22 protein-coding genes are annotated in these 24,543 nt (G+C 37.1%); 16 read left to right on the forward strand and 6 right to left on the reverse strand.

Annotation, left to right across the window (positions count from 1 at the left end):
• The first annotated feature begins 112 nt into the window (after nt 1-112).
• Both RUH95_RS18375 and RUH95_RS18380 read left to right on the forward strand, forming a co-directional pair.
• Entirely contained in the window at nt 113-1,684 is a 1,572-nt protein-coding gene (locus RUH95_RS18375) for a flagellar assembly protein A (protein WP_313894357.1), read from the forward strand.
• Nucleotides 1,677-2,393 carry a glycerophosphodiester phosphodiesterase gene (locus tag RUH95_RS18380; protein ID WP_313894358.1) on the forward strand — a complete coding sequence of 239 codons (717 nt, stop codon included), beginning with the start codon at nt 1,677-1,679 and terminating at the stop codon, nt 2,391-2,393. The genes RUH95_RS18375 and RUH95_RS18380 overlap by 8 nt, the downstream gene beginning before the upstream one ends.
• 636 nt (nt 2,394-3,029) lie before the next feature.
• Here the strand turns inward: RUH95_RS18380 and RUH95_RS18385 are convergent.
• Entirely contained in the window at nt 3,030-3,275 is a 246-nt protein-coding gene (locus tag RUH95_RS18385) for a DUF2627 domain-containing protein (protein WP_313894359.1), read from the reverse strand.
• A 127-nt stretch (nt 3,276-3,402) separates the two neighbouring features.
• Here RUH95_RS18385 and RUH95_RS18390 point away from each other — a divergent pair, with 127 nt between their 5' ends.
• The 6 genes from RUH95_RS18390 (at nt 3,403) to RUH95_RS18415 (ending at nt 11,636) form a co-directional block, all read left to right on the forward strand.
• Nucleotides 3,403-5,421 (forward strand): sigma 54-interacting transcriptional regulator, encoded by a 2,019-nt coding sequence (locus RUH95_RS18390; RefSeq protein ID WP_313894360.1) that lies wholly within the window; start codon nt 3,403-3,405, stop codon nt 5,419-5,421.
• 85 nt (nt 5,422-5,506) lie between these two features.
• Nucleotides 5,507-6,601, forward strand: coding sequence for a Leu/Phe/Val dehydrogenase (locus RUH95_RS18395; RefSeq protein WP_313894361.1), 1,095 nt, complete (start codon nt 5,507-5,509; stop codon nt 6,599-6,601).
• Between the two features lie 90 nt (nt 6,602-6,691).
• Complete coding sequence (gene lpdA / locus RUH95_RS18400) at nt 6,692-8,122, forward strand: dihydrolipoyl dehydrogenase (protein ID WP_313894362.1); 1,431 nt, start codon at nt 6,692-6,694, stop codon at nt 8,120-8,122.
• A 16-nt stretch (nt 8,123-8,138) separates the two neighbouring features.
• Entirely contained in the window at nt 8,139-9,149 is a 1,011-nt protein-coding gene (locus tag RUH95_RS18405) for a thiamine pyrophosphate-dependent dehydrogenase E1 component subunit alpha (protein WP_313894363.1), read from the forward strand.
• The gene (locus RUH95_RS18410; RefSeq protein WP_313894364.1) at nt 9,149-10,132 is read left to right on the forward strand and encodes an alpha-ketoacid dehydrogenase subunit beta; all 984 of its coding nucleotides are present in this window, start codon (nt 9,149-9,151) and stop codon (nt 10,130-10,132) included. The genes RUH95_RS18405 and RUH95_RS18410 overlap by 1 nt, the downstream gene beginning before the upstream one ends.
• Before the next feature lie 202 nt (nt 10,133-10,334).
• Nucleotides 10,335-11,636, forward strand: coding sequence for a dihydrolipoamide acetyltransferase family protein (locus tag RUH95_RS18415; protein ID WP_313894365.1), 1,302 nt, complete (start codon nt 10,335-10,337; stop codon nt 11,634-11,636).
• Nucleotides 11,637-11,697: 61 nt separating this feature from the next.
• Here the strand turns inward: RUH95_RS18415 and RUH95_RS18420 are convergent, their stop codons facing one another.
• The 3 genes from RUH95_RS18420 to RUH95_RS18430 are packed head-to-tail and all read right to left on the reverse strand — an operon-like array spanning nt 11,698 to nt 14,931.
• On the reverse strand, nt 11,698-12,780 hold the full coding sequence (locus RUH95_RS18420) for a LolA family protein (protein WP_313894366.1): 1,083 nt from the start codon (nt 12,778-12,780) through the stop codon (nt 11,698-11,700).
• Complete coding sequence (locus RUH95_RS18425) at nt 12,764-14,233, reverse strand: sensor histidine kinase (protein ID WP_313894367.1); 1,470 nt, start codon at nt 14,231-14,233, stop codon at nt 12,764-12,766. Before RUH95_RS18425 ends, RUH95_RS18420 begins: the two co-directional genes overlap by 17 nt.
• A complete protein-coding gene (locus tag RUH95_RS18430; protein WP_313894368.1) occupies nt 14,230-14,931 on the reverse strand; it encodes a response regulator transcription factor in 702 nt (233 codons plus the stop codon). The genes RUH95_RS18425 and RUH95_RS18430 overlap by 4 nt, the downstream gene beginning before the upstream one ends.
• A 166-nt stretch (nt 14,932-15,097) precedes the next feature.
• On the opposite strand from RUH95_RS18430, the gene RUH95_RS18435 reads away from it, so the two are divergent.
• The 7 genes from RUH95_RS18435 (at nt 15,098) to RUH95_RS18465 (ending at nt 20,451) form a co-directional block, all read left to right on the forward strand.
• A complete protein-coding gene (locus RUH95_RS18435) occupies nt 15,098-15,733 on the forward strand; it encodes an HAD family hydrolase (RefSeq protein ID WP_397469524.1) in 636 nt (211 codons plus the stop codon).
• A gap of 44 nt (nt 15,734-15,777) precedes the next feature.
• Nucleotides 15,778-16,026 carry a hypothetical protein gene (locus RUH95_RS18440; protein WP_313894370.1) on the forward strand — a complete coding sequence of 83 codons (249 nt, stop codon included), beginning with the start codon at nt 15,778-15,780 and terminating at the stop codon, nt 16,024-16,026.
• A 336-nt stretch (nt 16,027-16,362) separates the two neighbouring features.
• Nucleotides 16,363-16,920 carry a sigma-70 family RNA polymerase sigma factor gene (locus RUH95_RS18445; RefSeq protein WP_397469525.1) on the forward strand — a complete coding sequence of 186 codons (558 nt, stop codon included), beginning with the start codon at nt 16,363-16,365 and terminating at the stop codon, nt 16,918-16,920.
• Nucleotides 16,913-17,317 (forward strand): PadR family transcriptional regulator, encoded by a 405-nt coding sequence (locus tag RUH95_RS18450; protein ID WP_313894372.1) that lies wholly within the window; start codon nt 16,913-16,915, stop codon nt 17,315-17,317. The genes RUH95_RS18445 and RUH95_RS18450 overlap by 8 nt, the downstream gene beginning before the upstream one ends.
• Before the next feature lie 7 nt (nt 17,318-17,324).
• On the forward strand, nt 17,325-18,626 hold the full coding sequence (locus RUH95_RS18455; RefSeq protein WP_313894373.1) for an FtsW/RodA/SpoVE family cell cycle protein: 1,302 nt from the start codon (nt 17,325-17,327) through the stop codon (nt 18,624-18,626).
• Nucleotides 18,627-18,720: 94 nt separating this feature from the next.
• Nucleotides 18,721-19,713 carry an LLM class flavin-dependent oxidoreductase gene (locus RUH95_RS18460; RefSeq protein WP_313894374.1) on the forward strand — a complete coding sequence of 331 codons (993 nt, stop codon included), beginning with the start codon at nt 18,721-18,723 and terminating at the stop codon, nt 19,711-19,713.
• Between the two features lie 132 nt (nt 19,714-19,845).
• Nucleotides 19,846-20,451 carry a hypothetical protein gene (locus tag RUH95_RS18465; protein WP_313894375.1) on the forward strand — a complete coding sequence of 202 codons (606 nt, stop codon included), beginning with the start codon at nt 19,846-19,848 and terminating at the stop codon, nt 20,449-20,451.
• Here the strand turns inward: RUH95_RS18465 and aroA are convergent.
• Nucleotides 20,448-21,797: a 3-phosphoshikimate 1-carboxyvinyltransferase gene (gene aroA / locus RUH95_RS18470; protein WP_313894376.1), complete on the reverse strand. Its 1,350-nt coding sequence runs from the start codon at nt 21,795-21,797 to the stop codon at nt 20,448-20,450. The two genes, RUH95_RS18465 and aroA, sit on opposite strands and share 4 nt — an antisense overlap.
• Before the next feature lie 97 nt (nt 21,798-21,894).
• On the opposite strand from aroA, the gene RUH95_RS18475 reads away from it, so the two are divergent.
• Nucleotides 21,895-22,776 (forward strand): LysR family transcriptional regulator, encoded by an 882-nt coding sequence (locus RUH95_RS18475; RefSeq protein ID WP_313894377.1) that lies wholly within the window; start codon nt 21,895-21,897, stop codon nt 22,774-22,776.
• A gap of 58 nt (nt 22,777-22,834) precedes the next feature.
• Here the strand turns inward: RUH95_RS18475 and RUH95_RS18480 are convergent, their stop codons facing one another.
• Nucleotides 22,835-24,487, reverse strand: a complete 1,653-nt coding sequence (locus RUH95_RS18480; RefSeq protein WP_313894378.1) for an ABC transporter substrate-binding protein — start codon at nt 24,485-24,487, stop codon at nt 22,835-22,837.
• Nucleotides 24,488-24,543: the final 56 nt, after the last annotated feature.

Raw genomic sequence — 24,543 nt, forward strand, 5'->3', positions numbered from 1 at the left:
TGCAATTTGAAAATTTTATTAACATAATTTAAAGTTTTGAACGACTTTATTTTTTTAAGCAAATATTTTTAAAAGTGAGTATAATAGAAGACGGAAGGGATGTGTCCAAAACATGATCATTGAAGAAAACAATGAAGTTGCTTTATCAAATGAAAATGGAAGGGCTTTCATTACGATCAAAGCTGAAGGATATAGTCTGAAGAAATTTGACGAGGTAACTAGACAGTTTCCACGTCTTAGAGTTACTAATTTCATGGCTTTAAAAAAAGCTGTTGAAACTAAATCTCGTGAACCTATTGAAATAGGTAGTTGGATCGAAAGTGTAGATGTAGAAATTAGTTCAGATAAAATGCAAGCATTAGTAACTATTTATGAATCGCAAAACTATATTCAACAACATACAGAAGAAATAAATGCAAAAATAAACAAATTACTTGAAGAACATAATGTTATTTATGGACATAAGCAAATTGACTTACAAACAGTGAAAACAGGTAAAACGTACATAGCTGCAAATGGTTTAGTTCCTGAAGCTGGAGAAGATGCACAAGTTACATACTTACAACAAGCAGAAAAGAAACCGGAAATTCACGAAGATGGAAAAGCAGACTATTTTGATATGAATTTTATCGTTGAAATTTCAGAAGGCTCTTGGCTTGGAGAAAAAACACTGCCAAAAGAAGGAATTCCAGGGAAAAATATATTCGGTGAAGAAATCAATGCTTTGTCAGGAGCGGATGTTCCTATAAAGTATGATCCAGAATCAGCCTACGAAGTGGAAGAGGACGGTAAAGTAGTGCTTCGTTCTAAAAAGAAAGGGATTATAGGAGAGACAAATGGTTTATTGTCTGTTCAAAATCATTTAGTTGTTCAAGGAGATGTTGGATTAGAAACTGGTAATCTAACATTTGACGGTTCTATTCAAGTAAGAGGGACAGTAATGCCTGGATATTCAGTTATCGCATCTGGAGATGTCTCTGTCGAGGCAAGTGACGGCGTAAACTCGGCCAAGCTTATTAAGTCTACAGAGGGTGATGTGTTTATTAAAGGGGGTATTTTTGGACGCGGGGTGACACTTGTAGAAGCGAAAAAAAATATCTACATTAAACATGCAAATGAATGCACATTAGAAGCAAAAGAAGCAGTTCATATTGGATTATACTCACTTGGTTCAACCGTTGCTGCAAATGAAGTATTCCTCGATGAACGAAAAGGGAAAATCATTGGTGGGAAAGTTATTGCGACCAATTCTATAACTACTGCATATACTGGGAATAATTTAGAAAGAAAAACAGAGTTAATTGTGCAAGGAATTGACCGAAAGATTTTAACTGAAAATGCAAAAATAAAAGCGGAAGAAATGATGAAGCTCCAAGGAGATTTAACTCAATTAAACACACAAGTAAATCAACTGAAATTATTAAAAAATAATATGAACGTTCAACAAATTGCTGTATACGAGCAAACGAAGCAAAAATTTAATAACATGCAAAGTGACATCAAAGAATTGGATATAGAAATCCAAAGAATATTAAATGTTCTTCGACAAAGTGTAGAGTATTTTATTAATGTGACAAAAGAAGCGAATGCTGGAACAATCATTCATATTGGTACGAAATCTACAGTATTATCGAAACGAACTAAAGGTAGATTTAAGCTTGAGAATGGGGAGTTAAATGTCTAATATTTTCGTTTATGCGCACAGAGGTGCGTGTGAAAAAGCGACTGAAAATTCTTTAAAGGCATTTCAAAAAGCGGTGCAGCTTGGAGCGGATGGAATTGAGTTAGATTTGCAACTATCTGCTGATGGGGTTCCGTTTGTGACGCATGATATTGATTTTTTTCGATTAGCAGGGAAAAATGTAAGAATAACGAATATGACCGCTGAAGAAGTATTGCAGTTAAAACTTGGGAGAGTATTTCTACGGAAATTTTTCGGTAGCCGTGTTTTAACATTTGAAGAATTTTTGAAGTTTGCTGTTCCAACAGGCATTAAGCTGAATATTGAACTGAAAGAGTCGTTTCTTGGAAAAAATGAGAAGATTCAAGAAGTCGTAAAGATGGCAGAAGTTGTGCAAGATGTACATTTTTCTTCATTCGAATTTAGTGTCCTTCAAACAATTCATGCGATGAACAGCAATGTGCAAACTGCTTTTATCGGGAAAAAGAATTCGGATTGGGATTATATTTTGTCTATTAAAGAGTTCGACGCGATTCATTTAAACAAAAAGTTTTATGGTTCGGATTTAATGTATTCTATATGGAATGCTGGCTTTCCGATCCGCTTTTATCATGTTAGTGGGAAAGAAAAATATATTAGTGATCCACATGAGTCAGTAATTGGATGGATTACCGACTTTCCAGACAAAGTGATGAAAAAACAAAATAGATGATAAAAACGTCAAAAACATCTCAGCGACTTAGTTTCAGGCTTCCCATTGGGCTATACGATGAACGGTAAAATTTTTAAAGCTTGTTGAAAGTGGCTGTACCACTTTCAACAAGCTTTTTCTTCGTTCATCGTATGGCAAATGTTCGCCTTCCACTCGCGATAAACTTCCGTGCCAAGTAATTAAATATTTTTGGAAATAGGAGAAGCAAGTCTCTTTTTATATTCTTTGATGGTCGCCAAAGATATAATTTTGGCGACTCTTTGTAGGTTTTTAGAAAGTTACACTTCTGCATTTGGACGTAAATTGGAGAAGTGGATGACAAATTTACTTGGTGCGAAAATTGTCGGCCTATTTTAAATTAGAAGTGAAGATGAACTTTTTCTCTTAAGAGCATAAGTAGAAAAAACATGAATCCACTCTCATAAAGCAAAATGGATGTAGTGAAAGCGGCGAATCGGGTGGGAAAAGCGTTAGCTGAAGACCCCACAGTGGGGCGCTTGCGACCGAGGAGGCTGAAGCAACGCCCACCGAACGCGTCCGCTTGTAACGAAATCCACTCAACTTCCTCACTATAGGTACAGTAAATCCTTACTCTTTTATGTACATTCATAAAAAAAGGAATCTGACTTTAAAAAGTCAAGATTCCTTTTTCTTTTGAAAACGTGGCGCTACTTTTCCGTTTTTTCGATCTCTGTTTAATAAAAAACCGGCAAAAAAGCCTAATCCTAAAACGGTAAAAAGAATTCCGCAAATAAATTGAAACCATAACGCTCCAAAAGGGAGAATATGTAATCCGAAAAATGTATCTCTAATCAATTTAATCCCAAATGCAGCTAAAATTCCAGGAATCAATAATACGATTAAAGCAGCTAAACGAGCCATCATAATCACTCCTGTTCTACTTTTTTAATTTTACATGTGAGAATATTATTGTCAACCAATGAAACTTGCGTTATGATAAAGAAGAAGTGCAATAAGTTGCAGAGTTGTGATGGGGGTGTGCATATTTTTGCAAAACATATTAATTGTTGGTGCGGGTAATGGTGGATATGCATTACTGAAGTTAATAGAACAAGCCGAATACCTTCAAGTAAAAGGCATTGTTGATATTAATAAAGATGCCCCTGGAATGATCTATGCAAGGGAGCACAACATTCAAACTTACTCTGAATGGAAACAGTTATTAACCAGAAATATCCAAATAATCATTGATGTTACTGGTAGTAATGATGTTTTCACAGAACTACTTGCAAATCGACCTGAAACAGCTGTTTTAATACCAGGTGCAATTGCAAACTTAATCGTAAGCCTATTAGAAGAAAAAAATAAATATATACAAATCATGGATAGTAAGAAAAAGATGCAAGAATTAATTTTCAACTCCATTGAGGAAGGCATGATTAGCGTAAATCCGCTTGGAATCGTGAACTTTTTTAATAAGAGTGCATCGAGAATGACCAACGTTCGAGTAGAAGATGCAATTGGAAAACATGTAAATACGGTAATATCACATAGTGAGCTACCACGAACATTCGAGACGGGCCATGTCGAATTAAATCAGGAACTTATTCTTGAAAGCGGTACCAAAATAGTTACCTCTAGATATCCAATGATCAATGATGAAGGAAAAAAGATCGGAGCATTTGCGGTTTTTAAAGATATTACGGAAGTCGTCCGACTAGCAGAAGAAATTACGAACCTTACTGATATTCAAACAATGCTAGAAGCAATTATCCATTCCAGTGATGATGCCATATCTGTTGTAGATGAAGAAGGAAAAGGTATTCTTATTAATCCTGCATACACACGGATCACAGGTTTTAGTGAAGAAGAAGTAATCGGAAAGCCAGCAACTGCGGATATTTCCGAAGGCGAGAGTATTCACTTAAAAGTGTTGCAAACGCAAAAACCGATCAGAGGAGTCAATTTACGAGTTGGACGACAAGAAAAAGACGTTATCGTTAATGTGGCGCCAATTATCGTGAATAATCATTTAAAAGGCAGTGTCGGCGTTATTCATGATATGACGGAAATACGTTCGCTGATGAAAGAGCTTGATCATGCCAGAACGCTTATACGTACATTAGAGTCGCCCTACTTATTTGAAGATATTCACGGTGATTCTGAAGTTATCAAATTTGCAATTGAGCAAGCAAGGCTTGCTGCAAGTGTTCCTATAACTGTCTTTTTAAGGGGAGAGATTGGGTCAGGAAAAGAATTATTTGCGCACGCTATTCATAGCGAAAGTAATCGTAAATTTAATAAGTTCATTCGAGTGAATTGTAGTTCCTTAGAAGAGCATTTATTAGAACGAGAATTATTTGGTTATGAAGAAAGTGGTATTAGCTACCCAGGACTTTTCGATGCTGCAGTAAGCGGAACTCTTTTCTTTGATGAAGTGGGAGAGCTTGCGAAAAAGACTCAAGCAAAGTTGCTGAGGGTTCTTAGGGAAAGCTCGATTCTCCGAGTTGGCGGTACAAAACCTATTCCGGTAGATGTACGGATTATTGCTGCGAGTAGCTTGAATATAGAAAAAGCGATGCGCGAAGGTACATTTAGAGAAGATTTTTATTTTCAACTAAATCGAATGCCTATCCATGTTCCTTCCTTAAGGGAAAGGAAAGAGGATATTCCGATTATCGTTGAGCATTTATTAGTTAACTTAAACAAAGAATATGGTCGTAATATCGAAGGTTTATCGAAGTCTGCAAGTGAGTCCTTACTATTGTATGAATGGCCAGGCAATGTCAGGGAAATAGAGAATGTGATGAGTAGGACGATGATTTTCATGCAATCTACCGACAGAATCATAGAAGAGCATCATTTACCTAAGTTAATTACTGTGCATGCAACGGAAGACGATGACCAAGTGATTGGTACACTTGCTGAACAGATGGACGAGATGGAGAAAAAAGTTCTTTTAAATGCACTTAGAGTGTGTGAAGGAAACAAATCGCAAACGGCGAAGAAGCTCAATATATCATTGCGCACATTATATTATAAATTGGAAAAGTATAATTTAGCGTAGGCAAAACCGATGAACATGTATTTTCCGGAAATGAAAGTTTTCGCAAAAATAAAAGTAACACTCAATTATTTAGGGGGAATTAACAATGGAAATTTTCAAGTATATGGAGACGTATGATTACGAACAAGTAGTATTTTGCCAAGATAAAACTTCAGGATTAAAAGCAATTATTGCAATACATGACACAACATTAGGTCCAGCACTAGGTGGAACTCGTATGTGGAATTATGCGTCAGAAGAAGAAGCAATTGAAGATGCATTGCGTTTAGCAAAAGGAATGACGTATAAAAATGCAGCTGCTGGTCTTAACTTAGGTGGCGGGAAAACAGTTATTATCGGTGATCCTTTAAAAGACAAAAATGAAGAAATGTTCCGTGCTTTCGGTCGCTTTATCCAAGGATTAAACGGTCGTTATATTACAGCAGAAGATGTTGGAACAACTGTAGCGGATATGGACTTAATTCATGAAGAAACTAATTATGTAACTGGAATTTCGGAAGCATTCGGTTCTTCAGGTAATCCATCACCAGTAACTGCTTACGGCGTGTACGTAGGAATGAAAGCATCTGCAAAAGAAGCATTCGGTTCTGATTCACTAGAAGGAAAAACAGTTGCAGTTCAAGGTGTAGGAAACGTTGCTTATACTTTATGTGAGTATTTGCATAAAGAAGGAGCAAAACTGATTGTAGCGGATATTAACCAAGCTTCCGTTGATCGCGCGGTAACTAATTTCGGTGCTGTACAAGTAAGCGTAGACGAAATTTATTCGCAAGATGCAGATATTTTCGCACCATGTGCACTAGGCGCGATTATTAATGACAATACAATTCCTCAATTTAAATTTAAAGTGATTGCTGGTTCTTCAAATAACCAATTAAAAGATACAAAACATGGTGATTTGATCCATGAAATGGGCATTGTTTATGCGCCAGACTATGTGATTAACTCAGGTGGAGTTATTAATGTAGCGGATGAGTTAAACGGATATAACCACGACCGTGCGATGAAACGCGTATCAGGCATTTATGATACAATCGAAAAAATTTATGCAATTTCTAAACGTCACGGAATTCCAACGTATGTTGCTGCAGACCGTTTAGCAGAAGAAAGAATTGCCCGTGTTGGCAAATCTCGTAGCCAGTTTTTACAAAACGAAAAACATATTTTATCTGGACGTTAATTTTGGATAGGAGGAGGGCCGACTTTTTGAAAGACGGCCTTCTTCGTCCAAATTGTACGCTTCAGCTCTAGTAAAAAGGGGATGTTACGCTTGGCAAAAGAATATGATGTAGTAATTATTGGTGGCGGTACAGGAGGCTATGTAGCAGCAATTCGCTCTGCACAGTTAGGCTTGAAAACGGCTATTGTGGAAAATGGAAAACTAGGCGGAACATGCTTACATAAAGGATGTATTCCTAGTAAAGCATTACTACGAAGTGCAGAAGTGTATGCAACAACTAAAAATCATGCAGCAGAATTTGGCGTCAATGCAAAAGAAGTAACACTTGATTTTAGCCGCGTACAAGCAAGAAAAGAATCGATCGTAAATCAGTTACATCAAGGTGTACAAGGACTTATGAAAAAAGGGAAGATAGATGTTTATGAAGGAACTGGTAGAATGCTTGGTCCATCTATTTTTTCACCTTCACCTGGTGGAACTGTTTCTGTTGAAATGAATAATGGGGATGAAAATGAAATGCTTATCCCTAAAAATGTAGTGATCGCAACTGGTTCAAGACCACGCACATTGCCGGGGCTTGAAATAGATGGAACTTTTGTCATGAGCTCAGACGATGCATTAGTAATGGAACAATTACCAAAATCCATTCTAATCGTCGGAGGTGGCGTCATTGGAATCGAATGGGCATCTATGCTTAATGACTTCGGTGTAGAAGTCACAGTTATTGAATACGCAGATCGCATCATTCCAACAGAAGATCAAGATGTTTCGAAAGAAATGCAAAAGCTTTTAGCTAAAAAAGGAGTTACGTTTGCAACAAGTGCAAAAGTACTTTCTGAAACACTTCAAACGACAGATAACGGAGTAACCATTTCTGCTGAATTGAACGGAGAAATAACATCGTTTTCAGCTGAAAAAATGCTTGTTTCTGTTGGGCGTCAAGCAAATGTAGAAGGTATTGGGATAGAAAACACGGATATCGTTGTCGAAAAAGGGTTTATTCAAGTATCTGAAACATTGCAAACAAAAGAGTCACATATATATGCTATTGGGGATGTTATCGGTGGGCTTCAGCTGGCACATGTTGCAAGCCATGAAGGAATTACAGCAATCGAACATGTAGCAGGCAATGAAATTACACCGATTGATTATAAGTTAGTTTCTCGTTGTATTTATTCGAGTCCAGAGGCTTCAAGCGTTGGTATTACCGAGCAGCAAGCAAAAGAACAAGGTTTTGATGTGAAGGTAGGTAAATTCTCATTTAAAGCAATTGGTAAAGCACTTGTTTATGGTGAATCAGATGGCTTCGTGAAAATTATTGCAGATAAAGAAACAAATGATATTCTAGGTGTTCATATGATCGGACCGCATGTAACAGATATGATATCAGAGGCAGGTCTTGCTATGGTACTAGATGCAACTCCATGGGAAATTGCACATACAATTCATCCGCATCCAACGCTTAGCGAAGTGATGGGAGAAGCGGCATTAGCAGTCGATGGAAAAGCTATTCATATGTAAGAAGGAGGAGTTCTACATGACGAAAAACCGTCACGAAGAGATAGGTTTAACAAATGAAGATGTATTAAAAATGTTTGAGACGATGCTTATGGCACGTCGTATTGATGAGCGTATGTGGTTACTAAATAGAGCAGGGAAAATTCCTTTTGTTATTTCATGTCAAGGTCAAGAAGCAGCTCAAGTTGGAGCTGCCTTCGCGTTAGATAATACAAAAGATTATATTGCACCATATTACCGAGATATGGGTGTTGTTTTACACTTCGGAATGACGGCAAGAGATTTAATGCTATCTGCATTTGCAAAAGCAGAAGATCCAAACTCTGGCGGACGTCAAATGCCTGGACATTTTGGTCAAAAGAAAAATAGAATTTTAACTGGGTCTTCACCAGTTACAACTCAATTACCGCATGCTGTAGGTGTTGCATTAGCTGCGAAAATTGAGAAAAAGGATTTTATTACGTTTGTGACATTAGGAGAAGGTTCTTCTAACCAAGGGGACTTCCACGAAGGTTTGAACTTCGCAGGCGTACATCAATTACCATGTATTACAATGGTTGAAAATAATAACTATGCAATATCTGTACCATTCGAACGCCAAGTAGCAAGTAAAACAGTTGCAGAACGTGGTTCAAGTTACGGAATGCCTGGTGTACGAGTAGACGGAAAAGATCCAATTGAAGTATACAAAGTAGTAAAAGAAGCTGCAGATCGTGCGCGTAACGGAGAAGGTCCAAGCCTTATCGAAGCGGTAACATACCGACTAACTGCCCATTCATCCGATGATGATGATAGACAATATCGTACTGCGGAAGATATTGCAGAAGGAAAAGCACTAGATCCACTAATTACGTTTGCTCAGTATTTAAAAGAAACGAATGTTTTAACTGCTGAATTAGAAAAAGAAATTAATGATCGCATTATGAAGGAAGTTAATGAGGCGACGGACTACGCGGAAAGTGCTCCATATGCTGCTCCAGAAGACGCGCTTAAATATGTATACGCTGAAAATGATGGGGGGAACGCATAATGGCAGTAATGTCTTATATCGATGCAATTACACTTGCAATGAAAGAAGAAATGACTCGTGATGAACGCGTTTTCGTTTTAGGTGAAGACGTTGGCCGTAAAGGCGGCGTATTTAAAGCAACAAATGGCTTATATGATGAATTTGGTGAATACCGCGTATTAGATACACCACTTGCGGAATCAGCAATTGCAGGAGTAGCAATAGGTGCAGCGATGTACGGTCTTCGTCCAATCGCAGAAATGCAATTTGCAGATTTCATCATGCCAGCAGTAAACCAAATAATTTCAGAAGCGGCTCGTGTACGTTACCGTTCAAACAATGACTGGTCATGTCCAATGGTTATCCGTGCCCCGTTCGGTGGCGGAATTCATGGTGCACTTTATCACTCACAATCAGTGGAAGCGATATTTGCCAATCAACCTGGTTTAAAAATAGTAATTCCTTCAACACCTTACGATGCAAAAGGATTATTAAAAGCAGCTATTCGCGACGAAGATCCAGTAATGTTCTTTGAGCATAAGCGTGCGTACCGTCTGATTAAAGGCGAAGTACCGGAAGAAGATTACACAATCGAAATCGGGAAAGCAGATGTGAAACGTGAAGGAGAAGACATTACGGTTATTACGTACGGTCTAGCAGTTCACTTTGCACTTCAAGCGGCAGAGCGTCTAGAAAAAGACGGCATTTCTGCGCATGTCCTTGATTTACGTACAATCTATCCTTTAGACAAGCAAGGAATTATAGAAGCTGCGTCTAAAACTGGAAAAGTACTTCTTGTTACAGAAGACAATAAAGAAGGTAGCATTATTGGAGAAGTAGCTGCTATTATTGCAGAAAATTGCCTATTTGATCTAGATGCACCTATTATGCGACTTGCTGGACCAGATGTTCCTGCTATGCCGTATGCCCCAACGATGGAAAAATTCTTTATGATTAATCCAGATAAAGTCGAAAAAGCGATGCGCGAGCTAGCGAGCTATTAACAACATTCAGCAAAAACATGCTGAATATTGTTATAGCAGCCTCCGGCGGATGTCACAGATTTTTTAAAGGAGTCGAGGAAGGCAGTCTAAGTACGTGACGTCCTGTCGCAACGACTGCATGACCTACTTCCTGTAGGCCTCAAGCTCGATAAAAATCTGGACGCAAATACGCCAAGGCGAATTTGATAAGGAGGAACTATACATGGCTATAGAACAAATCAAAATGCCTCAGTTAGGGGAAAGTGTAACTGAAGGAACGATCGAAAAATGGTTAGTGAAACCAGGCGATCATGTAAATAAATACGATCCACTTGCGGAAGTAAATACTGATAAAGTTACAGCAGAAGTGCCTTCATCTTTCACTGGTATTATTAAAGAGCTTCTTGCAAAAGAAGGCGATACGCTTGCAGTTGGGGAAATCGTTTGTACGATTGAAACAGAAGGCGGAGCTACGGAAACGGTAGAAAAAGTAGCTCCAGAGCAACCAAAAGCTGAAGCAGTAACACCTGCAGAAGTGAAAAAAGAAGTTACATCTGCCGCTCCAATCGAGCGTGAAAAAGGTGCTAAAGCACGTTTTTCACCAGCAGTATTAAAAATTTCACAAGAACATGGCATCGATCTTTCATTAGTTACTGGCACTGGAAATGAAGGGCGTATAACGCGCAAAGACCTACTGAAAATTATTGAGAGTGGAGAAATTCCAGTAGCTGCTCCAGCACAACAAGCAGTGGAACAAACTACGGCTACACCGCAAGCAACTGCGGCGCCAAAAGCAGCTCCAGTAAATGTTCCTGTAGCAGTTGGAGATATCGAAATCCCGATTACAGGTATTCGTAAAGCAATCGCAACTAATATGCTACGTAGCAAACACGAAGCACCTCATGCGTGGACGATGATTGAAGTTGACGTAACGAGCTTAGTACAATATCGTGACTCGATTAAAAATGAGTTCAAGCAAAAAGAAGGCTTCAATGTAACATACTTTGCTTTCTTCGTAAAAGCAGTGTCACAAGCATTGAAAGAATTCCCAATGATGAACTCTATGTGGGCTGGAGATAAAATTGTGCAGAAAAAAGACATTAACATTTCCATCGCAGTTGCTACAGACGACGCTCTTTTCGTACCTGTCATCAAAAATGCTGACGAGAAAACGATTAAAGGCATCGCTCGTGAAGTAAATGAGCTTGCTGCAAAAGTTCGTTCTGGTAAATTAAAATCAGACGAAATGCAAGGTGGTACATTCACTGTAAATAACACAGGATCATTTGGTTCTGTTCAATCAATGGGAATTATCAACTACCCACAAGCGGCAATTCTTCAAGTGGAATCAATCGTAAAACGTCCAGTTATTATGGATGGTGGCATGATTGCAGCTCGCGACATGGTTAACCTATGTCTATCACTTGATCACCGTGTACTAGACGGCTTAGTTTGTGGTCGTTTCCTAGCACGCGTGAAAGAAATTTTGGAGAACATTACGAAAGAAAATACATCTGTATACTAATAGCTAAAAACGGAGCGTTCCTTTATAGGAAATGCTCCGTTTTTTCATTGTCGATCTTATTTTATTGTTCTAGCTTCATTTCTTCCAAATAATTAAGTGTTTGTTCAAAGGTTAACTCTGGATCAAGGAGAATAACACTATAGGATAAGCCATTTTCATACCAACTTAGCGTTCGGAAATTATTCATTTCCATTTTCGTGCCCTTTTGTCCACGAATAATTTGTTCTTGTTCTTCGGCCGAGTAGCCAAAGTCAACTTGTTGAGCTGTTTGCTTAAATACAATTAGTGATAGCGCAGGTATTTGATTTCGTTCGTATTCAAAAGAAAATTCTGGTCGTGGCTCATCTTTTCCAGTGACAGTTACCGCAGTTAGCTGTAAATCAGTGTTAGTAAGTTTATAGTAAGATCCAATCGTTTGTTTTATTTCCTCTTCCGTTATTGCTACAGGCGTATAAGCAGAAGTGTCGATTTCTTCAATGGTTACATTTTCAGGGGCATCAAATGTAAAAGTGTTTATGTCCATTTTTGCATCATAATCAATTTTTGTGTATTCCTGTGTAAATGTTATGCTACCGGTTGTTGATACGCTCTTCAAAGTCATCCAAGTTTTTTTATCGATCCATACCTCCAAATCGCCAATAATACTCTTATTATTTTTTGCTTTTGCCGCAATATGGTAGGTTGCACGATTTGCAATTTTTTCTTCACCAACAATCGTAATATCATGTGAACCTTTCACCGATTCTAAGAGCATTTCTGCTTGCTCTCGTGGTGATGGAATGCCTAATTGATCCATTTCATTTTCAAGTGCAAAAGACTTTACACTATTTGCCGGTTTATTATAAATATACATCTTAGAACCATCATTTATAAGAAGTAATTCTTCTGAGGAATTTTCTCCAGTTGCAGTCATTTCCATTCGACGTTTTCCATTTTGAAACCATTCTTTTACAGTTGCTAGCTCATCGGTATTATCTATACTGGTCAGCATTTTATATTCACCATAATAAGTGGATGCTTGTTCCGTTTCTTGCAATGCATTTTCAATTACTTGTTGTGGTGAAAACTGGCTTTCTTCCGAATTGCATGCAATAAGCGTTCCAGAAATTAACATAATACTTCCTAATTTAGTTAACCATTTCATGTTGGTTTTCTCCTTTAATTGAAGGTAAGTAGCAAATAACTGCTGTGCCAATATCTTGCTGGGACAGCATTTCTACATTACCACCATGTTTTTCTATAATTTGCTTTGTAATACTTAAACCAAGTCCTGTGCCTTGTGAATGGACCTTTGTACGTGCTGTATCACCTTGGTAAAGAGGCTCAAACACTCTTGCTAAATCTTCTTCTGAAATACCAGAACCACTATTTTGTACAATGACGTACATCCCATTTTTCTTTGGAAGTGCTGAGGCTACAAAAGAATAGCACTCGGCAGGTTTAGTGCCAGCATCCAAAGCAGCAAGTAATATTTGACCATTTGAAGAAACATGTGTGAGAGCATTCGTCATTAAATTGTCTACAAGACGCATGAATTGTTTTGGATTAACTAAATACGATCCAGTTACCCGACACACTGTCGTCAATTCTATATTTTTACTCAGACAGAGGGGGGCATAGTCAGAAGTCAGCATGTCAAAAAACTCCTGCCCATCTACAGAAACACGCTCTACTTCGTAATTTGCAGATTGCAATAAAGTATATGTCAGCAAATCCTCTAGCAATTGTTTCATGTAAGTCGCCTTTCCAACGATTACTTCTGTATACTCCACTTGCTGTGTTTTCGTTAATGTTTGACCCTTTAATGCTTCAGCATAAGCGCTAATGGAAGTTAAAGGTGTTTTTAAATCATGTGAAATGCTTGCAATCATCATTTCCTTTTGTTGTTGCTCGCTTGCTAGATGCTGTCGAGCTTTTTCAATTTCATCCTGCATTGCTGCAAAACTTTCCGCTAAATCACCAATCTCATCTTGCCGTTTTGTGAACGGTGTAAGTTGTTGTCCAGTTCCAAAAGCCTGCATATTTTTCCTGAGTAGATTAAGTGGATTATTGAGCTTTCGGTTTACAAACCATATGACGATAACAAAAATGCTTACAAATAAAAGTAAAAATAATGAAACAACGAACCAAGTACGATTTTCTACACCAGCTACCCAGTCAGAGCGCATTGTTGTAATTTCATAGATTCCAATAACATTACCTTCCTTGAAAACGGGCGCTTTATAAATGTTAGTACGGTACTGCTGTTTTATCGTATAAAAATCTTGATATAACTTTTCTCTATTGAAGGAAGAAATTGAACCTACAGCGTATGGATCTGTCGTAAATAAAAGTACCCCTGAACGCTCGTATAGTGTAATGACTACTTGCTCGTTTTTTAAGCTCTCAACTGGTTTGAAATCGGCTCCCCGTTCATAAAGTAAGGGGTTATCCAAAACATCTTTCATTTTTTGAAGGTTATTCCACTGTTCAACGTATTCTGTTACATTCCTATCTGCATGATACGAGTTAATCCAAGCAAAGAGAGCATAAGCAGCAGCAAGTGGCAAAATCATCACGATAAGATAGGAAAGAAGAAGCCATGTTTTAATTTTCATAAACGCTCCCCGATAAAACGATAGCCCTTACCCCAAACAGTTTGGATGAAGTGTGGCATTTTCACTGGATCTACAAGCTTTTCACGTAATGATTTAATATGAACAGTAATAGTATGTGATTCATCTAGCTCAGGTTGCTGCCAAATATGTTGATATAGCTCGACTTTAGAAAAAGTACGTACCGGATTTTGTGCTAATACTTTTAACAACTCATATTCTTTATTTGTTAACATAAGTGGTTTTCCGGACAGCTTTATTTGTCCAAGCTGCCAGTTGATTGTTAACCCATGTTCATATCGCTCTATTTCACTATTTTCTTGCTGTCCGTTATAACGACGCCATCTTCTTAAGTGAGAGGCAACACGTGCTTTCAATTCCTCTAGGCTAAAGGGTTTCGCTAAGTAATCGTCTGCACCAATATGAAGCCCTTTCACTTTGTCAGCATCTTCGCTACGTGCACTAATCATTAAAATGGGAGCATCGCTTTTCCAGCGAATATTTTGACATAAAGTAATCCCATCCATTTCAGGCATCATCCAATCAACAAGCACTAAATCATATTTTACAACTTGAAAATCTTCCCATCCTTCCATTCCTGTTGAAGCCCAGGTGACCTGATAGCCTTCTTGTAGTAAAGTATCGCGTATAATACGCGCAATTTCTGCATCATCCTCGACAAGTAGTATCTGTTCTACCACGGCTCATTCCTCCTGTACATACAGTAGCATCTTTAAAAGTGAAACTTTCAAACTTTATAAATTCTTTACTATTTAAGCATATCAAAGTGACGTGAACTACAAAAGGTATGCTAGTCTTTTACTTTGGTATAATAGAGATGGAATTAATGGGAAGGAAGTGTTGACCATAAAAACAGTTATTTTTGATTTCGATGGAACATTAGCGAATACGTTACCAATTTGTTTTGATGCTTTTCAACATGTGTTCAAACAGTTTGATAACAAAGAACTTACAGAGGAACAAATAAAAACGATGTTTGGACCTTCTGAAACAGGAATTATTAGAGGAAATTTGTCGAACAGCAATAAAGACGAAGCGATTGAATTGTATTATAAAATTTACGCAGAACATCATGACCAATTAGTAGTAAATAATGAAGAGATAAATAATTTGCTAGCGTTTTTGAAAGAGTCGGGGTATAAAATTGGCATTTTTACCGGAAAGGCAAAGCGAAGTTTAGATATTTCTCTCCAAGCACTGAGTATGGAAGGGATGTTTGATGTCATCATAACTGGTGATGATGTGGTCAAGCCGAAACCAGATCCAGAAGGGTTAATAACAGCATTGTCTCTTTTAGGTGTTGATCATAGTCAGGCGATTTTTGTAGGTGACAGTGATGCAGACATACTATCTGGCGTACAAGCGAATGTTTTGACGATAGGGGTTCAATGGCTGCCAGATTATCATTCATTAGAATTTACATCTGAACCACATGCTATTTTTAAAAATGTTGGAGAATTTATGAAGTTTATAAAAGAATAAAAGATATTATTAGTATGTCCTAAGCTAAGTTTCGCGTAGATGATGTGCTTGAAATTCATTTTATTGAAATGCAAAAATTTATCCAACTATGGTATGAAAAGAAGTTAGATTCATGGAATAATATTCTTGCAAGATGGCTACTATTGCTAGGTATGGTGGATGCGAGAAAAGAAATGGTTTACGAGGAAATTTATAAAGAATTGGAGGAGCTTGCAATGAAGGATGATAATTTAATGAATGCTTTCACAGTTTGGCAAGAGTTAGGTCAATCTCCTGAGCAGTTTCTAGCATAGCAATCCAGATTAAAGTATATTTTAGATGAAGAAGCGAAGTTAGATGATGTAAAACATATGGGTGTAGAAGAAGGTGTTGAGCAAGGTGAACATTAAAGGAATTAGAAATTGTCCGCAATGCATTATTCAATAAACTCGAACCTGAGACAATTGCAGCAGTAACGGGTCTTTCCATAGAATATATACTGGAAGTTAAGAAAAAATTAAATTTATAGGTAGTATGCTTTCACATTCAAATAGACATAAACGGAACTCTTCTAATGAATTTTAGGGAAGTTCCTTTTTATTTTCTAAAGTAAAAAAACCTTCTATGGAGGCACATCGTCTAATAACTAGATAGGTGGTGTGGAAGTGGAGGAACTTATTGTTAAAGCACTCGATTTAGATGAGAAGGATGCGCTTATAGAGGAACTGATGGACAATTATGGGCAGGAAATAATAAGGCTTGTTTATTCTTATGTAAATAATAAAGAAGTTGCAGAAGACTTAACGCAGGACATATTTGTCAAATGCTACAAAGCACTGCATACATACAATGGTAAATCTCAACTAAAAACATGGCTATGGAGTATTGCTATTAATCATTGTAAGGATTTTTTAAAAAGCTGGTATAACAAGAATGTTGTTATGAAAGAAGAGATTGCCGAAAATAGAACGCATAAAGGAATGGTAGAGGAAGTTGTTATACAAAAAGAAGAAGATGATCAGTTAATCTCCGTCGTAATGACACTACCGATTAAATATAGAGAAGTGATTTATCTCTTCTATTACGAGGATTTGCTAATCAAGGAAATTGCGGTTATGACGGAAGTAAGTGTTAACACGGTTAAAACTAGACTTAGACGTGCTAAACAACTTTTAGAAGAACGATTGGAGGGCTCCAAAAATGGATGAGCGTTTAAAAAGATTGAAAAAATCAATGGATAAAAGTGTTTTTTCTGACTTGGGATTCACCGATCAACACCAAAAAGCAATTCGTGAAAGAGTTAATAAAGAAATAAAAGACGAGGATATTTTATTAGCAGTTATGCAGCTACTTGTTAAAGAAAAAACTGGCTTCGAATTAGTGAATTTTTTACGGGGAAGAGGAATACGTAAATTTGAGGAAAATGAAGGGATTTTATATACCCTTTTACACCAGTTAGAGCAAGATAGCTGTTTAAAATCAAGCTGGAATGAGTGGAATATTAAATATTATCGATTAAACAATAAAGGAAGAAAAAAATTAGTAAAACTAGAAAAGCAACATATAGATAAAAAATTTGCTTTAAAAGAACTATTTGAGGGGTGACAGTTCAGTGGAAAAAAGGAGTCAAGCTTATTTGAGCGAAGTAAGCGATCAAATCAGATCAAAAGAGGCGAAGGATTTTGTTTCAATTGAATTGGATTACCACATAAAAGAAGCGAAAAGAGAATGGATGAAGAAGGGGTTAACCGAAACAGAAGCGGAAAAAAAGGCAGTTGAACAAATGGGAAGCCCCATAACCCTTGGTCAACAGCTAAACAAACTTCATCGGCCGAAAGTAGATTGGATAACGGTTAGTTTATTGTTAACAACATTAGCACTAGGGTTTTTGCCGTTGTTTTCTATTGGATATATAGATAATGGGAATTTTCTAGGTCATTACTCTCAATCTAAAGTTGTTTTTGTTTTTCTCGGTGGACTAACAGCCTTTGGAATGATGCTGATCAATTATAGAAATCTAGAAAAGTTTGGCTGGATGTTTTACGCGATCGGTGTGTTGATTCTCTTAACTATAAGACTTTTTTCAACCCGAATAGTATATGGACTTCCCGTAATTCAGCTTGGACCTATAACGATTGAAAGCATGATGGCTCTTCCTTTCTTTTTTCTCGCATGGGCATCTTTTATCAATAATAAAAGATTGAAGATATGGCATTTTGGAATGTTATATGCACTTTCTTTTTATTTAATCTTGGACTTGGCTAGCGCCTCAACTGCCTATATTTACATTGCTATGGTATTTGTTATGTTTTGGTGGAGTAAATTTAGTAGAAAGGCAATTATTACAATTACTACTTTAGTAATTAGTTCCTTTAGCATTATCGGAATAATTATATGGCCATTATTAGAAATTTATCAGAAAGTAAGACTATTAGCATTTATAAATCCTGAAAGTTATCCAGACAGTGCAGGAAATATGATATTGTTCGTTAAAAAGTTAATCTCACAGGCTGGATGGTTTGGGAACTCAATTGACAAACAGTATTTTCCCGAAGCACATACCAATTTTGTTTTTGCAAGTCTTACTTCCTATTATGGTTGGCTCTTTGCCATGGCACTTGTATTAATTCTATCTTTATTTATTGTTAGAATTATGTATATCGCTAGAAAAATGCCTAAATCCTATGGAAAACTTCTGCTTATTGGTGCGGTTGCTCTTTATTCCGTTCAAATGGTTACGAATATTGCAATGACATTTGGGTTTTTCCCATTGATTTCTATGTCCTTGCCATTTATAAGTTATGGATTGATGCCGATTTTGTTTAATTCATTTCTTATTGGTATAGTACTAAGTGTATATCGACGTAAAGATTTGACTACAAGCACTCATAAAAGAGACTTACAATCGCTGTAATAACGGCTGTGAGTCTCTTTCGTTTACTTCCATTTCTTCCTTCTATAATATTGGATAAAGTAGGTTATGTTGCGAATGAAGGGATGAATTATAGATGAGACTAAGTGTACTAGATCAAGCACCGATTACAGTTGGAAACACGGCTGCTGGTGCATTAAAAAATGCAGAAGAACTTGCTATTTTAGCAGATAGGTTAGGATATTATCGTATGTGGATGGCGGAACATCATGGGACGAACACTATTGCAAGCTCTGCGCCTGAAGTTATTGCAGCACACTTAGCTGCGAAAACGACTAAGCTTCGTATCGGAACAGGTGGGGTAATGATGATGCATTATTCAGCTTTGAAGCTTGCAGAAGTATTTAAAACGCTAAGTGCTCTTTCACCTGGTCGTATTGATTTTGGAGTAGGGCGTGCACCTGGCGGAGATAATTATGCCATGTATGCACTTTCCGAAGGCCGCCAACCAATGCTCGATAATATGTATGACAAACTAGCAACAACACTCCAGTTAATAAATGATGAAGTACCAGAAGATAGTGTTTACAATCGAACAGTTGCAACACCAGCGAATATCGTGTTACCCGAAGCATGGTTGCTTGGATCAACAGGAAATAGTGCTGTGCAAGCAGGTCGTTTAGGAGTTGGATATTCCTTTGCACAGTTTTTTCAAGGTGGGATGACAAAGGAAATTTTTGATACGTACCGAACAAATTTCCAAGCGTCTGCCCTTATGGAGAAGCCAGAAATCAATGTAACATATATGGTGACTGTTGCAGAAACAAAAGAAGAAGCGGAATACGAGGCACTTCCACAAGATATTTCTCGGTTATCGTTAATGAGAGGCCAACTTCGTCAAACGTTGACACCAGAAGAAGCACAAAATTATCCGCTAACAGAAATGGATCGCATGATGATTCAAGATAATCGTAAAATCCACTTAGTAGGTACAGCAAAAGAGGTTGCTACAAAGTTACAAGAAGAGCAACAGCTATACGGCTTTGACGAAGCAATGATTTGCAGTATTCCTCATTCACAGGAAAAACGATTGAATGTGTACCGATTATTAGCAAAAGAACTGTTTTAAAGAGAGAATCGCCGCTTTTGGCGATTCTTTTTTATTAGATTAGGGAGCGGTCGAGGATCTCCGAAAACGACCATTCCAACATGTAACCTGGACTTGCATTGAACCGTCTAAGTGGGAAAGGAGGTATTGAATATGTTAAAACACAAAAATATTGCTTTGCTCATGATCTTTTCAATTATTTTCTTCTTCAGCTATTCACCAGCGACTAGTTACGCTTGTTCGTGTATTGCACCGCCATCAGCACAGGAAGAACTAGCAAGTAGTTCAGCTGTTTTCACTGGAAAAGTTATTGATATGTTAGATGTAAATAAGCATAATTTAACTCAGTCTTCCGCAGATCCTATCGCTTTTTTGTTTGAAGTGGATGAGGCTTGGAAGGGAGTAACTCAATCGCAAGTTGTCGTTTCTACAGAAAGAGATTCTGCTAGCTGTGGCTTTCCATTTACAGTGAACAATGAATATCTCGTATATGCGCAAGAAATAGACGGGGAGCTTAAAGGAACTATTTGTTCGAGAACGACAGATTTGGCGTCAGCAGTGGCTGATATTGAAGCGCTTGGGCTAGGGGATAAACCAATCGAACAAGTGTCGATCAATCTCGATGCTAAACCGCTAGAAGAGGATGCCCCAGCAGTAATGGATTATGCGGTATACTTGATTGTTTTACTAGTTGTATTACTACTGGCAAGTATTTATTTTATTCGACGGGCCAAAAAACAGAAAAGAGTCGACCATTAAAGGTTTGACTCTTTTTGTATATTCACTCCCAGGTTTTCTAGTAACTCAAAATAGTTAGGACAAGTTTTCGACACACAACCAGGGTCATCTAGTTCAATTCCTTCGATTCTAGTGCCTATTAGAGCTAGTGACATCGCGACTCGGTGATCATCATACGTATGTAATAATGTCGATTTTGGTTTGCCGGGGTATATTTTTAATCCATCTTTAAATTCTTCTACTCTAATTCCTAATTTCGTTAAAGACTCACTCATAACCCGAATGCGATCTGATTCATGATAGCGAATATGTTCGACATCATTAATCGTTATCGGATCATCTGCAAATGGGGCTAACGCAGCTAACGTGGGTGTTTGATCGGACAGTGCTCTCATCGAAATTTCGAACCCTCCTTTTAATTGTGCAGTTCCTTCTAATTCGATAAAAGTCGCTCCTTTTGTTACTGTACATCCCATTTGTTCCAAAATATCGACCATTTTTATGTCGGGCTGTTCTGTTTCATAGGTTAAATTATCGATTCTAATTTTCCCATTTGTCAGTGCCGCAAGTGCAAGGAAATAACATGCTGTAGAAGCATCTGCCTCGAGCGCGATATTTTGAGGAGTATATTGCGAAGGATGTACGACAATTTTCGTTAAGTCATTATCATATTCCACACTTGCTCCGAATTGTTCCATCAATTGCAGTGTTAATAGCACATAAGAATGTTGGACGATATAATCCTCGATATTAATCGTAATCGATTTTTTAGCTAATGGAGCTGCTATCAATAAACCACTAATAAACTGACTAGAAATTTTACCGGAAAGACTTACATTTCCTCCTATTATTTTCTTTCCTTTAATAGATAGCGGATAGTATCCTTCCTGATCTATACACTGAATGTCGCAACCTAATTCGTTTAATGTATTTACTAAAGAAGAGACTGGTCTTTTATTCATGCTACTACTGGCTTCGATTTTCCATTCTCCTTTAGTTGATAATGCCAAAACACCAGGCAAAAACCGTGCAATCGTGCCAGCTGCTCCAATATATAAACTGCCTGAATCCCATTTTCCGCCATTCCCATTTATAAAAGCAGTATCTTGTAGAATGTCCATATTAATTCCTAAATTTTTTAAAGAATCTATACACCAATAAGAGTCGTCACTTTTTAATATGCCTGTAATTTTAGATCCCCCATCAGCTAAAGCGCTCATAATTAATGCTCGATTCGTTAAACTTTTACTTCCAGGAATAGTAACAGTTCCGTCGATTTTCTTATCGTTTGGAGAAAGTATGATGGACTTCACATTACTTAATGAAGTCCAAGGACTCCGTGCTTTTATATCAATAGAATTCTTCAATTTCCACTCACTCCTTTTCAGTAATTTCAGTATAATAAATTAAGTGGTATAAATGAAATGAACATTTTGAATAACAGTCATAGGTGGTGTCTATATCGTGAGTTTAGATTTGTACCGTGTATTTTATATTACAGCAATAGAAAAAAACTTTTCAAAAGCAGCAGGAAAGCTGTACATAACGCAGCCAAGTGTCAGTCATGCTATTAAGCAATTAGAAGAAAAGCTAGCGGTACAATTATTCAATAGAACGTCAAAAGGAGTTGAAATCACAAGTGAGGGGGAAGTTTTATATGAATATATGCAGCAAATTTTTGGATTACTAGAAAGCGCGGAAAGAAAAATGGTGGACATGAAAAATTTAGAAAATGGATATGTGACGATCGGAGGCAGTGATTCAACGTGTAAGCATTATTTGCTTCCATTTATACAGGAGTTTCAAGAACTGTATCCCAAAATTCAGATCAAGCTTCAGCACGGCTCAACTCCGCAAATTTTAGATAAGTTGAATAATGGTTTGATTGATCTTGGAATCGTTCATTTGCCCATTAATGAAAGTCGCATTCAACAGAAGGAATTTTTAACGATACAAAGTATATTTGTAGTTGGAAATAGATTGAAAGAGTTGGCAACTAGTAAACGTCATCTTGAAGAGTTGTTAAATTACCCCATTATATCTTTTTCTGAAACTAGTAGTTCAAGAAACTTCCTTAATCAGTTATTTCAAAAACAGGGTCTCAGTGTTACACCAGATATTGAAGTAGGAAGTGTCGAACTGTTAATGGAGTGTGCAAAAATTGGAATGGGCGTTGCATTTGTCACAAAAGAGTTAGTTTCTAAAGAACTAGCAGCAGGTGAACTATTCGAGGTGCCGATATATGAAAACATAGAAGAGCGAACAATTGGATTAGTAACAAAAAAAAGTATTCCATTATCAATCGCGGCGGATAAGTTTTATCAACATTTGTTAGATGAATCGTAAAAAGCAATGCTCTATTATCCTATGAAAGGGTAGTAGAGCATTACTTTTTCTAGTAAATTTATTCATGTATATCGGGCCTCACCCATAGTTTTGAAAAGTCTACATAGCCAAAATGCTTAATAGTAATATTCATCAAATCTGCTGAAAAAGGGATTTGTCGTTTGGCATAATATAAAGGAATCATGACGGAATCCTCAATTAGTTTTTTCTCCACTTTCAAATTTAATGCTGTCCAATTCTGAAATGGAGTATGTGCGTATTCATCTAGGTAATGGTTTATGATAGAATCTTTTTTTAATATATCTGCTAAAGATGAATACCCATTTTTAAGAAAATAGAAAAAAGAAAAATCTTGATTCATTTCAAATACTTCTCCGTGTATAAAAAAGTCAACATCCTCGTTTTCTAAGCTATTGAAAACTGAATCCTTAAAAGAAACATCCTTAGTTACTACCGGGACTCCCTCTTTTTCCAATATGTGTTTTAACCACATCGTCTCTTTCTCCGTATAATTTACTAATTTTAAAACAAGTGGTTCTGTAAAATGTGGCTTTTTTACTTTAGCAATAGCAATTTCCTCACTTTTATCAATGAGGCACCCATGATGATTCGGTAGCTTACGTGTACCCAATTCGCTAATTTCATGTCGATATTTTGCAATAATATAATGCAAATAATCACGAACATCCTTCCGCTGAATTGCAGTATTTCGAAACGTATTCATCATAACTATGCCAAAACCAGAATCGCTTTCCACTTGAAAAGTAGTGTTGGTGTCTTCTTGAGCAGAGGATCTATATACTACATCAAATTCCTGGGGAACTTGAACGAATTTCACTACATCTAATAAAGGTCTTTCACCAAAATAATCTTTAAAGACAACTAAAGTTGTTTTCTTTTCATTGTTAGCTTCGATATAAAAGCATCCTGTACCAATTACGTCTTCTTTGTTTTCTTTATATATGCTTGCATTCATCGTACCTAACATTTGTAAACAGTAACTGCATCCATTAGGGAAACAAATATCGATGACTAATGGAGCAACGATAAATACTTGTTTTACAGGTTCCCATACCCCTTTAAATTGTGGATGAACTCGCAACCTTTCAATACAGGTAACCACATCTTCTGCTGTTAATATGGAACCGTCATGAAACTTAATATCTTTTTTCAAATAAATTCGAAGTTTAGTAGAAGCAATATCCCAACTATGCGCAAGTTCAGGTGAAACAACGCCATGCTCATCGATAGCTACTAAACGATTATAAACATTAGCTACTATGCTAGCACTGCTTACATCCGCAGCATCTATTGGATGTATAGTCAGAAAAGGATATCTTCTAGGAATCACAAGCTTATCATTGGATGAATGAACGTATCCAAATTTCGAGCGAAATTTATTCATCAAGCGGAGTTTACTATCAAGTGACCAATCGAATAATAAGTATTTACTACTTACTTCGACAGGTTCTTCATCGATTGTTTTCATGAGCTGTTCTTCTAAAATAGCTTCCACATCTCTCAACCACTCAAGTTTTGAGACATTTCCTCTACCACGACCAGAAGTATATGTAAGCCATCCTTCTGTTGACCATTTTTGTATATAACGAGCCGTTTGTTTGGGACTTAATTGGAGAAAATCAGCTAATTCATATTGTTTAATGTTACCTGAGGGGACAGATTGCCAAAGGGTTAATAAATATTTGTCCATCATATACTCCTTTTAAAAGTGGACATAAGTAATTAAAGTGTCCATTTTTTATTATT

It is taken from the genome of Psychrobacillus sp. (assembly GCF_032154225.1).
In the GTDB taxonomy this organism is placed as follows: Bacteria; Bacillota; Bacilli; order Bacillales_A; family Planococcaceae; genus Psychrobacillus.